Genomic DNA, 12,629 nt, shown 5'->3' on the forward strand with positions numbered 1-12,629 from the left:
GCATCCGCCGCTGTGGGCCGATCGCCGTTGCGGCAGGAGAGGCGGGGCGTCCTGCTTCCCTACAGGTCCAGGTCCGCGTACAGCGCCGCGTGGTCCGACGCCTCCGTGAGTTTCGACGTCACCGTGTCGAAGGACTTGATGCCGTCGGCGAAGATGCCGCGGGTCTCAAGGCCCACGTGCTGGACCTCGTGCCACAACGGCGGCGGAAGCAGCAGGTAGTCGAGCTTGTCCTGGAGCCGGGAGCACTGCCCGTGCGTGCCGGGTTCCCCGTGGTAGGAGGGGTGGCTCATGACATCGCGCAGACCGGTGTCCAGCAACTGCGCCGCCGCCTCGCTCTCCGGGTCGTCGTTGAGGTCCCCGGCGACCATGACGTGCGGGGTGCGTTCCGCCGCCGCGCGGTAGATCTCCGCGACCCGCTTCGCCTGGGCCAGCCGCAGCTCGGGGTCGTCGCGGAACTTGCTCTTGAGGTGGTTGCCCAGGATCACCAGCGGCGTTCCGTCGAGCTGGATCTCGAACTCGGGGCAGTCGCGGCTGAACAGCCGGTCGGCCGGGTGGTCCGGGTCGGTGTCGAAGAGGTGGGACCGGACGGACGTGATCGGGTGCCGGCTGAGGATCCCGATGTCGATGCCCCGGGGGTCGTTGCCGTCGATCAGCAGGTTGTACGGGTACGGCCGTCTGCCCAGCGCGTCCGCCAGGACCTGGGTGTTGAAGCGCTCCAGGGTGAGCCGGTCCTCCACCTCCACGGTCAGCAGGATGTCGGCGTCGACCTCGGCGACCACCCGCCCGGTGTTCCGCACCATGCTCATGTCGAGGTCGTCCTGCCCGAGTTCGGCCCAGCCGGTCCACGAGCCCCGGCCGGTGGCGGTGATCTCGATGTGCGGGGTCTTCGGTGGCCCGGACGTCTCGAACAGCCCGGTGAGCTTCCCCGGGCGGGACTGGTTGACGACGATCGGCGGCGGGCCCTTCGGGTCCGGGTGCCGCGGGTCGTCGACCTCGTACGCCCGGTACGCCTTGACGATCCGGAGGATCTCCGCCTTGTCGGCGTCCGAATACGTCGGCAGGTCGAGGACGGCGACCAACTTGGCGAAGTCCGCGAGGACCTTCTCCCGGTCGGCCGGGTTCTCCAGACGGAATGCCGTGGGCCGGCGGAACAGGTTCTCCATGTTGAACGTGGCGATGCGGATGGTCATGGCGGGCCTCCTCGGCGGCGCGACAGCACCACCCGGAACGGCCGGTGGCAGGCGCCGCCGGTGACTGCTCGCCGGCAGTTCCATTCTCGGAGCCCGGACGGCGCCTGTCGAACGGAGGGCGCCCCGGGACCGATCGGGCTCAACACCGCTGGAGGGACTTCACGTTGCCGCCGCACGTCCAGTTCTCCGAGCCGTCCCGGTTCTCCCGGCAACCCTGCACCACGCCGTGGTGAGGCCGGCGGCGAGCAGCCGCAGCGGGCGGCGGAACATGCGGGGACAACTATGGAATGACAGATATTGAAATCTGTCAGCTGTCATGCCAAGGTGGGGCCATGACGACGCACACCCGCTCCCTCGGATCCACCGGCCCCCAGGTCTCCGCGCTCGGCCTCGGCTGCATGGGCATGTCCCCGCTGTACGGCGAGGTCGACCGCGCCGAGTCGATCGCCACCGTCCACGCCGCCCTCGACGCGGGCGTGACCCTGCTCGACACCGGCGACTTCTACGCCATGGGCCACAACGAGATGCTGATCGGCGAGGCCCTGCGCACGGCCCCCGCCGCCCTCCGCGAAAAGGCGCTGACCAGCGTCAAGTTCGGAGCCCTGCGCGACCCGGACGGCGGCTGGAGCGGCTACGACGGCCGCCCCGCCGCGGTGCGGAACTTCGCCGCCTACTCCCTCCAGCGCCTCGGCGTCGACCACATCGACGTCTACCGGATCGCCCGCGTCGACCCCGGCGTGCCGATCGAGGAGACGGTCGGAGCCATCGCCGAACTGGTCGAGAAGGGGCACGTCCGGCACATCGGCCTCAGCGAGGCGAGCGCCGCGAACATCCGGCGGGCCGCCGCCACCGCGCCCATCGCCGACCTGCAGATCGAGTACGCGATCATCACCCGCGACATCGAGCGGGAGATCCTGCCGACCACCCGTGAGCTGGGCATCGGCATCACCGCGTACGGGGTTCTCTCCCGGGGCCTGATCTCCGGCCACTTCACCCGTGACCGACAGCTCGGCGCGGGCGACTTCCGGGCCCTCTCGCCGCGCTTCCAGGGCGACAACCTCCGGCACAACCTCGACCTCGTCGAGGCGCTCCGCAAGATCGCCGACGAGAAGGGCGTGACCGTCGCGCAGATCGCCATCGCCTGGGTGCTGTCCCGGGGCGAGGACATCGTGCCGCTCGTCGGCGCCCGCACCCGTGAGCGGCTCGCCGAGTCGCTGGGCGCGCTGGACGTCACGCTGGACGCGGCCGACCTGGCGGCGATCGAGGAGGCCGTACCGGCGGACGCGGCGGCGGGAACCCGCTACCCGGCCGCGCAGATGAGCCATCTCGGCACCGAGCACTGACCGCGGCGCCAGGTACCGTCTAGGTCATGGCAGCGACGTCCCCGACCCCGGCCCCGGCCCTGACCGCCGAGCGCATCCTCGAAGCGACCGAGGAGGTGCTGCGCCGGCACGGTCCGGCCAAGGCCACCGTGGTGGACGTGGCCCGCGCGCTCGGCGTCAGCCACGGCAGTGTCTACCGGCACTTCCGGACCAAGGCGGCGCTGCGGGAGGCCGTGACGAAGCGCTGGCTGGACCGGACCTCGGAGCTGCTGTCCGGGATCGCGGCCGGGGCAGGGGACCCGGAGGCCCGGCTGCGCGACTGGCTGCGGGCCCTGTTCGACGCGAAGCGGCGCAAGGCGGGCGCCGACCCGGAGCTGTTCGCCACCTACATGGTGCTGGCCGACGAGAGCGGCCCGGCGGTCAGCGGGCACATCGCCGACCTGATCGGGCAGCTGACCGGGATCATCCGGGACGGGGCCGGGACGGGTGTCTTCACCGTGCCCGACCCGGCGGCCGCGGCCCGGAGCGTCTTCCACGCCACCGGCCGCTTCCACGACCCGGGCTATGCCCGTGAGTGGGAGCGGCCGGAGGCCGAGGCGGACTTCGGGGCGCTGGTGGAGCTGCTGCTGCGGGGCCTCAGCTCACGTTGACCGTCACGGTCGGGGAGTAGACCTTCTTGCCGACCGCGGCGACCCGCAGGTGTTCGGCGCCCGGGTTGTTGATCTTGGCGGTCAGCGCGTAGGAGCTGCCGTTCTTGACCTTCGCGTTCGCCCTGAGCGGGATCCACTTGCCGTTCTTCTCGTGCTGGAGCACCAGCGGCCAGCCCACCCTGAGCCCCTGGGTACGGCCGGTGAAGGTCACCGAGTCGCCGACGTGGATCGAGGTCGTGCTCGCCCTGACCGAGATCGAGGGCATGGTGGACGGGCTCGGCTTCGGGTGGGGCCTGGCGGTCATGGTGGGCGACGGGGCCGGCCTGGCCTCGGTGGCGACGGCCCCGGCGGTACCGGCCGACAGCAGGGCCACGGAGAGCGCACCGGCGGCGAGGGCGCGGGAGATCTGGCGCTGGGTGGTGTGCATGGACGTACTCCTGTCGAGTGACGGGGGGACTCGACAAGGGTTGGCCGGGTCGCGCCCGGCGGCGACCCGAGCGGTTCCGGGCGCGGGTGGGCGCCGCCTCTCGGCTCGGTAAAGTCCGCAGGTGGCGACGGGCGCCCTGACCTCGTGCTTCCGCCCCGGATGCTCACCCGAACGGCGTAACGCGCACGTGCGGCGGCGACCCGCGGAGGCCCGCACCGACGAAGCCGGCACCGGGCCGGGTCCGACCGGCCGGACCATGAGCCCCGCGACCGTACCTGCGACCGGGCCGCCACGCACGGCGACACCGCCGACCGGGCCCCGGCCCCTCAGGGAGCGGCAGGTGCGGCTGTGGTGGGGGCGCGGCGGGTGGCCGGTGGTCGTCGGCGGCACTGCTCCCGTCGGCGGCAGGTCATCGTGAGGGCTGGGCGCCCGCCGGGTCCACCGTGGCCTGGTGGGCCTCGGCCAGGTGTTCCTCCGCCTTCAGCCAGGGCAGGAACTGCGCGCCCTTGCGCCAGCCGCAGGTGTCGCACCTGATCGTGCGCTGCACCCCCGTGCGCCGCACCCGGACCACGTGTTCCCGGCCGTGCCGGTCCCAGCGGCTGACCTTGCTCTCGTCGATCTGCGACATGACGCCTCCGGAGTCTGTGCCCGATCCGCTGTCCGGCACGTGTCGACGGCGGGCCGACGGCAAGGAGTGTGCAGCAAGACCAACATCAACGGGGACTTCTTCACCGGGTTTTAGCGAGGACGACCCCGGAGTTCACACCCGCACAAGGCCCCTTGTGCACCCCTCTGTCCCAACCTCCGGATCATGAGCCGGACTTGGTGTACCGGCGGAAACCCTGGACAGGGAATTGACCCTGGCTCAAGATGAAAGCGACCTTGTGAAGCGGCCACCGGCACGGAGAGGCGATGCTGCCGGATCCTCAACGTTTCCTGGCCGTTGCCGGCCGCCGGATCGCCCGCGCCGAGGGCGCGGAGCAGGCCGTCCGTGAGCTGTACCGCGTGACGGTCCCGGACCTGGCGGACGGCATGTTCGTCTACCTCGGCGACAGCCCACCCGGCCGGTCCGAACCGGAGCTCCTCCGGCTGGACGGGGCGCCCCCCGAACTCGGCGGCGCCATGGGCGGAACGCCCCCGCCGTCGAGACCCGTGGCACCCGACGGCGCGCTCGCCGCGCTCCTGCGGTGCGGCAGAGCGCGCGGCCGGGGCCCGGACGAGGTGGACGAGGCCCTCGGAGAACTCCTCGGGACGGTGGTCCGGCTCCCGCAGGGCAACCGGGTCCTGCTCGCCCCGCTGCGCGCCCCCGACGCCGTCGTGGGCGTCGCGGTGTTCCTGCGGCGCCCGGACCGGGAGGACTTCGTGGACGACGACATCGCCCTGGCCGACGCGCTGTCGGCGCAGACGGCGCTCGGAGTGCGCGAGGACGCCCTCGGCTCCGGACCGCCCGCCGCGCCGAAGGCCCCGGACGAGGACCGGCTGCGTTACGTCGGCGCGGCCACCCGGCGGATCGCCCGCGGCTTCGACACCGACGAGATCGTGCTCGGCCTGTGCCGGGCCGCCGTACCGACGTACTCCGACGCGGCCCTCGTCTACCTGCGCGACCCGCTGCCGGTCGGCGACGAACGCCCCAGCGGCCCGGCCGTGCTGCGGCTGCGCCGCACCGACCGGATGAAGGGCCCCGGCGCCGAGGGCCTGGTCTGGCCGGCCGAGACGGTGGACGACGAGCAGGACGACCTGGACGCCTCCGACTGGAGCGAGGTGGTGCCCGGCGGTGCCCTCGCCGAGGTGCTGCGCGGGGTCCGGCCGGTGTTCGCGGACACCCCGCCGAGCCGTGCCGCGCTGGGCGAACTCGTCGGCCCGGACAGCGCGTTGAACGACTGGGTCGGCTCGCACGCGATCCTCGCCCCGCTGCGCGGCCGCCGCCGGGTCACCGGCGCGGTGGTCTTCCTGCGCCGTCCCGAACGCCCGGCGTTCGAGCCGGCCGACCTGCTGGTCGCCGCCCAGCTCGCCACCCACACCGCGCTCGGCGTCGACAAGGCCGTCCTGTACAGCAGGGAGGCCTTCATCGCCGACCGGCTCCAGCGCGCCATGCTGCCGCACTCCCTGCCCCGGCCCACCGGCGTCCGGCTGGCGGTGCGCTACCTCCCGGCCGCCGAGACCGCGCGGGTCGGCGGCGACTGGTACGACGCCATCCCGCTGCCCGGCAGCCGGGTGGCGCTGGTCGTCGGGGACGTCATGGGCCACTCCATGACCTCGGCCGCCGTCATGGGCCAGCTGCGCACCACCGCGCTGACCCTGGCCGGCCTCGACCTGCCTCCGCAGGAGGTCCTGCACCACCTCGACGAACAGGCCCAGCGGCTCGGCACCGACCGCATGGCGACCTGCCTGTACATCGTGTACGACCCGGTCTCGCACCGCATGACCGTCGCCAACGCCGGCCATCCGCCGCCCATCCTGCTCTACCCGGGCGGCAAGACGGAGGTCCTCGCGGTGCCGCCGGGCGCCCCGATCGGGGTCGGCGGCATCGACTTCGAGGCGGTGGAGCTGGACGCCCCCACCGGGGCGACGCTGTTGTTGTACACCGACGGGCTGGTCGAGTCCCGGCTGCGGGACGTGTGGACCGGTATCGAGCAGCTGCGCGAGAAGCTCGCCGCCACCGCCCAGCTGACCGGGCCGGACCGGCCCCCGCCGCTGGAAGCCCTGTGCGACGAGGTGCTCGACATGCTCGGGCCGGGCGACCGGGACGACGACATCGCGCTGCTCGCCGCCCGCTTCGACGGCATCGCGCCGAGCGACGTGGCGTACTGGACCCTGGAGCCGGAGGTCGGTGCCCCCGGCCGGGCCCGCCGGCTCACCCGGCAGGCCCTGGCGGGCTGGGGCCTGGAGGAGCTCGGGGACACCGCCGAGCTGCTGGTCAGCGAGATCGTCACCAACGCCGTACGGCACGCCTCCCGCCCGATCAGCCTGCGGCTGCTGCGCACGGACGTGCTGCGCTGCGAGGTCGGCGACGACGTGCCGCAGCTGCCGAGGGTGCGGCAGGCCAAGGCGACCGACGAACACGGCCGCGGACTCTATCTGGTGCACCGGCTGGCGCGGAGGTGGGGCACGACCCGGCTGGGCACCGGCAAGATCGTGTGGTTCGAGCTGGGCGGGTGAGCGTGCCGCCGGCGCCGCCGGTGGCGCCGGGAGGGGCCGTCGTTCGTCCGCGGCGCCGTCGTGGCCGGTCGCGCAGTTCCCCGCGCCCCTGTGGGGCGGCGGTCAGTTCACCGTGCGGGGCAGGCGCAGGCTGAGCAGGCCGGTCAGTGCCACCAGGCCCAGCTGCACCAGCAGTGTGATCAGCAGGGCGTCCCGCACGCCCTGGTGCGGGACCAGGGAGAGGAACAGGGTGCCCAGGGTGGCCACGCCGAGGGCGAGGGCGGACTGCTGGGTGGTGACCATCACGCCGCTGCCCACCCCGGCCCGTGCGGGCGGCACCTCCGACATCACCAGCCGCAGCACGTTGGGGAGTTGGAGGGCCTGACCGGCACCGGCGACCGCGACCCCGGGCAGCAGCCCGACGAGGTCCAGGTGCGGCCAGTCCCGCCGGGCGGCGAGCACGATGAGGACGATGCCGACCGCCTGGATCACGGACCCGGCGGTGACCACCCGGCTGCCGTACCGGGCGATCAGCCGCGGCCCGGCGAGCGAGACGAACAGGAAGGCGACCGCCATCGGCGCGAGCGCCAGCCCCGCCGGGACCGGACCCAGGTGCTCCCCGCTCTGCAGGGCCACGGCGATCACGAACATGAACCCGCTGAACCCGATCGAGAACGGCACCATCATCACCAGGCCGCTGCGCAGCGAGGCGAGCGCGAACAGGCTGGGCGGCACCAGCGGGGTGCGGCCGGCCCGGTCGGCGCGGCGCTCCACGGCGTAGAAGGCGACGGCCACCCCCGGGAAGGCGGCCAGCGACAGCCAGGTCCACAGCGGCCAGCCCGCCGCCCGGCCCTCGGTGAGCGGGGCGAGGAGGGTGAGGAGGGAGGCGGCCAGCAGCAACGTCCCCGGCCCGTCGACGGGTTCGGGCCGCTGCGACTTCGTCTCCGGTACGAACCGGGCGCCGAGCACCAGCCCGGCGATCACGACCGGCACGTTGACCAGGAACACGGAACGCCAGCCGGTGCCCGCGATGTCGGCGGCGACCAGCACCCCGCCGAGGATCTGCCCGGCCACCATGGAGAGGCCGGCGGTGGCGCCGTACAGGCTCATGGCCCGGGCGCGGCGGCCGCCGGCGGTGGCGGCCTGGATGGTGGCGAGGACCTGCGGGAGCATCGCGGCGGACGCGGCGCCCTGGGCGACCCGGGCCGCCACCAGGGTCCAGGCGCCGGGCGCGAGTCCGCAGGCCAGCGAGGTCAGCCCGAACGCGGCCATGCCGCCGAGGAAGAGCCGGCGGCGCCCGAACAGGTCGCCGAGCCGGCCGCCGAGCACCAGCAGCACGGCGTAGGCGACGCCGTACCCGGCGACGACGAGTTCCAGGACCGCCTCGCCCGCGTGCAGGTCGGCTCCGATGGTGGGCAGCGCGACGTTGACGATGAAGAAGTCGACCAGGGGAAGGGCGGCGGCCAGCAGGACGGTGAACAGTCCGGGCCCGCCGAGCGCCGCCGGCGCGGACGGGGACCGTACGGTCGCGGTGGTGACGGTTTCGGTCATGCACCGAGCCTGCGGCCGTGCCGAGACTGGTACCAGAGTCTCCTTGTCCTGGTAGGAGAAGTACCTGGCAACAGGATCGGCGACGCGGCAGGCTGGACCCATGACGACCACCGCGCAGGAGACGACGCCCCTTCGGCGGACCGCGGCCCCCGCCCCGGCCCGGGATGCCGACATCCGGCGGCACGAGCTGGCCGCGTTCCTGCGCAGCCGGCGGGAGCGGATCACCCCGGAGGAGGTGGGCCTGCCGCGCGGTACCCGCCGCCGCACCCCCGGCCTGCGCCGCGAGGAGGTCGCGCAGCTCTCCGCGGTCGGCGTGACCTGGTACACCTGGCTCGAACAGGCGAGGGACATCCAGGTCTCCGTCCAGGTGCTGGACGCCCTCGCCCGCACCCTGCGGCTCGACGGCAGCGAGCGCGCCCACCTCTTCCAGCTGGCCGAAGCCGTCGACCCGACCCCCGCCGCCAGCTGCACGGGCGTGACGCCGGCCCTGTACGACGTGCTCCGCGCCCTGGAACCCCTGCCGGCCTGCATCCAGAACAGCCGTTACGACATCCTCGCCTACAACCGGACCTACGCCCGCCTGATGGGCGACCTCGACGCGGTCCCGGCCGAGGACCGCAACTGCATGATCCTCGTGTACACCAATCCCGAGTGGCGCCGTTCGATGGTGCACCTGGAGGAGTCCCGCCGTCTGATGGCGGCGAAACTCCGCGCGTCCATGGCCGGCCATCTCGCCGAGCCCGCCTGGAAGATGCTGGTCAAGCGGCTGACCGCGGAGTCCCCGGAGTTCCGGGAGAACTGGGAGCGCTACGAGGTGGTGGAGCAGCGCAACCGGACCAAGCAGTTCCGCAACCCGTACGTCGGCCTCCTCACCCTGGACCACACGGACCTGTTCCTGAACCCGGGATCCGGGGCGCGGCTGGTCACCTACGTCCCGGCGGACGACGACTCACGCGAGCGCCTGGCCCGGCTGTACGACCTGGCGCGGGCGGAGGCAGCGAACTCCTGACCGGAGTACGGGAATTCGTTCGAGCAACTTGAGTACGCGTACTCAGGACCGCGGCACGGTCATGCCCCGACGATGCAGTGAGGGAGAGCACACTCGCCGACCGGCCACGGGGGAGACGACGATGGAATCCGGCCCAGTCCGCACCCTAGTCCGGCTGATGCTCACCAACCGCCTCTCGTTGGCCTACCTCGGCCTGGTCGCCGTCGTCATCGCCAAGGCCGCCGTCGACTCCGCCCACGCGGACGAGCACGGTTCCGACTACGCCTGGCTCTGGCCGCCCCTGGTCACCTTCCCGGTGTACCCGCTGCTCTCGGCGCTCTGCCGGACGGCCTGGCGCCCGGACACCCCGAACTGGTTCTTCGTCGGCACGGTCGTCGCCTCGGCGCTGCTCCAGTCCCTGGCCCTGGGCGCCCTGCGACAGGCCGTCCTGGCCCGGCACCGCCGCTCCCTCCGCTCCTGCTGACGACAACGACACCTGGCTCCGTGACGCGGCGACCGTGCACGGTGGTGCTGACGTGCGGGCTTCCGGGAGCGGGGCAGGACCACCTACGCGAGGGAACCGGTGCGACGCGGCTACGTTCCGCGCTAGACCCGCTCCGCCGCTCCCACGGCCGCGCGGATCTCCGGTGACTCCAGCCGCTGCGCCGCCCGCTCGGCGGTGGCGCGGGCCCAGCGGCCGTTGGTCAGCGCGCCCAGGACCAGGACCGCGAGGCCGCAGGCGGCGAGGATCCACCAGCCGGGGCGGGCGGCGGACACGAACCTGCCGGTGTACGACGACGAGCCGATCCCGGAGGCCAGCACCGCGCCGACCACCGCGACGCCGAGGGTCTGGCCGAGCTGGCGGCTGGTGGAGGCGACCGCGGCGGCGACCCCGGCCTGGGACCTCGGCATGCCCGACACCGCCGTGTTGGTGATCGGGGCGTTCACGAAGCCGAAGCCGATGCCGAACAGGACGTAGCCGACGAAGAGGGTGGTGTCCGAGGTCTCCGCCTCGAACGCGGCGAACAGGACGGCGCTGGCGGTCATCGCGACACCGGCGATCACCAGCGGCAGCCGCGGCCCCCGGCTGCCGACCAGGCGGCCCGCCAGTGGGGCGCACAGGAACATCGGGACCGCCATCGGCAGCATCCACAGGCCGGCGTGCAGCGCGTCCAGGCCGCGCACGTTCTGCAGGTAGAGCGTGGAGAGGAACAGGAAGCCGCCCAGCGACGCGAACGCGCTGATCGCGACCACCGTCGCACCGCTGAACGGAGCGGAGCGGAAGAACCGCAGGTCGATGAGGGGTTCGTCGCGTCGCGGCTCGTACCACAGGAGGGCCAGCAGCGCGCCGAGGGCCACCGCGGCGAAGGGGAGGACGGTACCGGTGCCCGCCGTCGGTGCCTCGATGATCGCGTAGGTGAGGGAGCCGAACAGGGCGATGACCAGGACCTGGCCGACCGGGTCGGGGCGGCGGGCCTTCGGCGCCCGGGACTCCGGCACGAAGCGCAGCGTCAGCAGTACGGCCGCGAGGCCCACCGGGATGTTGACCCAGAAGATCGCGCGCCAGCCCACTGACTCCACCAGCAGGCCGCCGACCAGCGGACCGGCGGCCATGGATATGCCGACCACCGCACCCCACACCCCGATCGCGCGGGCCCGCTCACGCGGGTCGGTGAAGGTGTTGGTGATGATCGACATGGCGACGGGGTTGAGCATCGAACCGCCCACCGCCTGGACCATGCGGAACGCGATCAGCGAGTCGAGGTTCGGCGCCAGCGAGCAGAGCAGCGAGCCGATCGAGAAGACGACCAGGCCCGTCATGAAGACCTTCCTGCGGCCGACCCGGTCGCCCGTCGACCCCGCGAGCATCAGCAGCGAGGCCAGGACCAGGGTGTACGCGTCGATCGTCCACTGCAGACCCGCGGTCGAGGCGTGCAGTTCGCGCTGCATGGACGGCAGGCCGACGTTCAGGGCGGTGGTGTCGAGGCTCACGATCAGCAGGCTCATGCAGCAGATCGCGAGGACGAACATGCGTCGGCGGGGGCTCAGCTCGGGCATGGCTCTCATCGTACGCCCATTTCGATAGTGCGTCTAACTAATGAGTGCTACATGATCGTGACGGAGGGTACCGATGGGGCGGTTGTCCACAGGTGCGACGAGCACCGGACGAGCACCGGACGAGCACCGCGCGGAGTACGGGACAATGGGGGAATGCCCGAGCCCGTCTCCCCCCTCCAGGTCGGCCCGCACACCGTCCGGCCGCCGGTCGTCCTCGCCCCCATGGCGGGGATCACCAACGCGCCCTTCCGGACCCTGTGCCGCGAGTTCAGCGGGGGCAAAGGCCTGTTCGTCAGCGAGATGATCACGACCCGGGCGCTGGTCGAGCGCAACGAGAAGACCATGCAGCTGATCCGCTTCGACGAGACCGAGAAGCCCCGGTCCATCCAGCTGTACGGCGTCGACCCGGCCACCGTCGGCAAGGCCGTCCGCATGATCGCGGAGGAGGGCCTGGCCGACCACATCGACCTGAACTTCGGCTGCCCGGTGCCGAAGGTCACCAGGAAGGGCGGCGGGTCGGCCCTCCCGTACAAGCGGCACCTGCTCCGCGCCATCCTCCGGGAGGCGGTGAGCGGCGCCGGCGACCTCCCGGTCACCATGAAGATGCGCAAGGGCATCGACGACGACCACATCACCTACCTCGACGCCGGCCGGATCGCCGTCGAGGAGGGCGTCACGTCGATCGCGCTGCACGGCCGCACCGCCGCCCAGCACTACGGCGGCACCGCCGACTGGGAGGCCATCGCCCGGCTCAAGGAGCACGTGCCCGAGATCCCGGTCCTCGGCAACGGCGACATCTGGTCGGCGCAGGACGCGCTGCGGATGGTGCGCGAGACGGGCTGCGACGGGGTCGTGGTCGGGCGCGGCTGCCTGGGCCGGCCGTGGCTGTTCGCGGACCTGGTCGCCGCCTTCGAAGGCCGGGAGCAGGAGATCCTCAAGCCCTCGCTCCGGCAGGTCGCCGACATCATGGTCCGGCACGCCACCCTGCTCGGCGAGTGGCTCGGCGACGAGTCCAAGGGCGTCGTCGACTTCCGCAAGCACGTCGCCTGGTACCTGAAGGGCTTCGCGGTCGGCAGTGAGATGCGGGGGCGCCTCGCCGTCACGTCGTCCCTGGCCGAACTCCGCGCGGGTCTCGACGAACTGGACCTGGACCAGCCCTGGCCCACCGGCGCCGACGGGCCCCGCGGCCGTACGTCCGGCAACAACCGGGTGGTGTTGCCGGACGGCTGGCTGAAGGACCCGTACGACTGCGCGGGCATCGGCGAGGACGCGGAACTGGACACGTCCGGGGGCTGAGCGCCCCGA

Annotated in this window: 11 protein-coding genes; 6 read left to right on the forward strand and 5 right to left on the reverse strand. The window is 72.8% G+C overall.

What is annotated here, in order from left to right:
* Positions 1–59 precede the first annotated feature (59 nt).
* Positions 60–1,190, reverse strand: a complete 1,131-nt coding sequence (locus IEZ11_RS06300) for an endonuclease/exonuclease/phosphatase family protein (protein WP_189261564.1) — start codon at positions 1,188–1,190, stop codon at positions 60–62.
* Positions 1,191–1,522: 332 nt separating this feature from the next.
* Between IEZ11_RS06300 and IEZ11_RS06305 the strand changes: the two genes are divergently transcribed.
* Positions 1,523–2,533, forward strand: coding sequence for an aldo/keto reductase (locus tag IEZ11_RS06305; protein ID WP_189261565.1), 1,011 nt, complete (start codon positions 1,523–1,525; stop codon positions 2,531–2,533).
* Between the two features lie 26 nt (positions 2,534–2,559).
* Positions 2,560–3,162, forward strand: a complete 603-nt coding sequence (locus IEZ11_RS06310; RefSeq protein ID WP_189261566.1) for a TetR/AcrR family transcriptional regulator — start codon at positions 2,560–2,562, stop codon at positions 3,160–3,162.
* Here IEZ11_RS06310 and IEZ11_RS06315 read toward each other — a convergent pair.
* Both IEZ11_RS06315 and IEZ11_RS06320 read right to left on the reverse strand, forming a co-directional pair.
* Positions 3,149–3,589 (reverse strand): hypothetical protein, encoded by a 441-nt coding sequence (locus IEZ11_RS06315; RefSeq protein WP_189261567.1) that lies wholly within the window; start codon positions 3,587–3,589, stop codon positions 3,149–3,151. The genes IEZ11_RS06310 and IEZ11_RS06315 overlap by 14 nt on opposite strands.
* A 409-nt stretch (positions 3,590–3,998) precedes the next feature.
* A complete protein-coding gene (locus IEZ11_RS06320) occupies positions 3,999–4,217 on the reverse strand; it encodes a hypothetical protein (RefSeq protein WP_189261568.1) in 219 nt (72 codons plus the stop codon).
* A gap of 284 nt (positions 4,218–4,501) precedes the next feature.
* Between IEZ11_RS06320 and IEZ11_RS06325 the strand changes: the two genes are divergently transcribed.
* Positions 4,502–6,748, forward strand: a complete 2,247-nt coding sequence (locus IEZ11_RS06325) for a SpoIIE family protein phosphatase (RefSeq protein ID WP_229712822.1) — start codon at positions 4,502–4,504, stop codon at positions 6,746–6,748.
* A 102-nt stretch (positions 6,749–6,850) separates the two neighbouring features.
* Here the strand turns inward: IEZ11_RS06325 and IEZ11_RS06330 are convergent, their stop codons facing one another.
* Complete coding sequence (locus IEZ11_RS06330) at positions 6,851–8,278, reverse strand: MFS transporter (protein WP_189261569.1); 1,428 nt, start codon at positions 8,276–8,278, stop codon at positions 6,851–6,853.
* A gap of 100 nt (positions 8,279–8,378) precedes the next feature.
* Between IEZ11_RS06330 and IEZ11_RS06335 the strand changes: the two genes are divergently transcribed.
* Together IEZ11_RS06335 and IEZ11_RS06340 are read left to right on the forward strand one after the other, a co-directional pair.
* Entirely contained in the window at positions 8,379–9,287 is a 909-nt protein-coding gene (locus IEZ11_RS06335; protein ID WP_189261570.1) for a helix-turn-helix transcriptional regulator, read from the forward strand.
* A 121-nt stretch (positions 9,288–9,408) separates the two neighbouring features.
* The gene (locus tag IEZ11_RS06340; protein ID WP_189261571.1) at positions 9,409–9,750 is read left to right on the forward strand and encodes an SCO4225 family membrane protein; all 342 of its coding nucleotides are present in this window, start codon (positions 9,409–9,411) and stop codon (positions 9,748–9,750) included.
* A gap of 122 nt (positions 9,751–9,872) precedes the next feature.
* Here IEZ11_RS06340 and IEZ11_RS06345 read toward each other — a convergent pair whose 3' ends face one another.
* Complete coding sequence (locus IEZ11_RS06345) at positions 9,873–11,324, reverse strand: MFS transporter (protein ID WP_189261572.1); 1,452 nt, start codon at positions 11,322–11,324, stop codon at positions 9,873–9,875.
* Positions 11,325–11,477: 153 nt separating this feature from the next.
* On the opposite strand from IEZ11_RS06345, the gene dusB reads away from it, so the two are divergent.
* Positions 11,478–12,620 (forward strand): tRNA dihydrouridine synthase DusB, encoded by a 1,143-nt coding sequence (gene dusB / locus IEZ11_RS06350; protein ID WP_189261573.1) that lies wholly within the window; start codon positions 11,478–11,480, stop codon positions 12,618–12,620.
* Positions 12,621–12,629: the final 9 nt, after the last annotated feature.

The organism is Streptomyces fuscichromogenes (genome assembly GCF_014645815.1).
Lineage (GTDB): Bacteria > Actinomycetota > Actinomycetes > Streptomycetales > Streptomycetaceae > Streptomyces > Streptomyces fuscichromogenes.

Bases quoted from the DNA above. Each gene is read 5' to 3' on its own strand.
- IEZ11_RS06300 (WP_189261564.1), bottom strand. From the start codon at position 1,190: ATGACCATCCGCATCGCCACGTTCAACATGGAGAACCTGTTCCGCCGG.
- IEZ11_RS06305 (WP_189261565.1), top strand. From the start codon at position 1,523: ATGACGACGCACACCCGCTCCCTCGGATCCACCGGCCCCCAGGTCTCC.
- IEZ11_RS06310 (WP_189261566.1), top strand. From the start codon at position 2,560: ATGGCAGCGACGTCCCCGACCCCGGCCCCGGCCCTGACCGCCGAGCGC.
- IEZ11_RS06315 (WP_189261567.1), bottom strand. From the start codon at position 3,589: ATGCACACCACCCAGCGCCAGATCTCCCGCGCCCTCGCCGCCGGTGCG.
- IEZ11_RS06320 (WP_189261568.1), bottom strand. From the start codon at position 4,217: ATGTCGCAGATCGACGAGAGCAAGGTCAGCCGCTGGGACCGGCACGGC.
- IEZ11_RS06325 (WP_229712822.1), top strand. From the start codon at position 4,502: ATGCTGCCGGATCCTCAACGTTTCCTGGCCGTTGCCGGCCGCCGGATC.
- IEZ11_RS06330 (WP_189261569.1), bottom strand. From the start codon at position 8,278: ATGACCGAAACCGTCACCACCGCGACCGTACGGTCCCCGTCCGCGCCG.
- IEZ11_RS06335 (WP_189261570.1), top strand. From the start codon at position 8,379: ATGACGACCACCGCGCAGGAGACGACGCCCCTTCGGCGGACCGCGGCC.
- IEZ11_RS06340 (WP_189261571.1), top strand. From the start codon at position 9,409: ATGGAATCCGGCCCAGTCCGCACCCTAGTCCGGCTGATGCTCACCAAC.
- IEZ11_RS06345 (WP_189261572.1), bottom strand. From the start codon at position 11,324: ATGCCCGAGCTGAGCCCCCGCCGACGCATGTTCGTCCTCGCGATCTGC.
- dusB (WP_189261573.1), top strand. From the start codon at position 11,478: ATGCCCGAGCCCGTCTCCCCCCTCCAGGTCGGCCCGCACACCGTCCGG.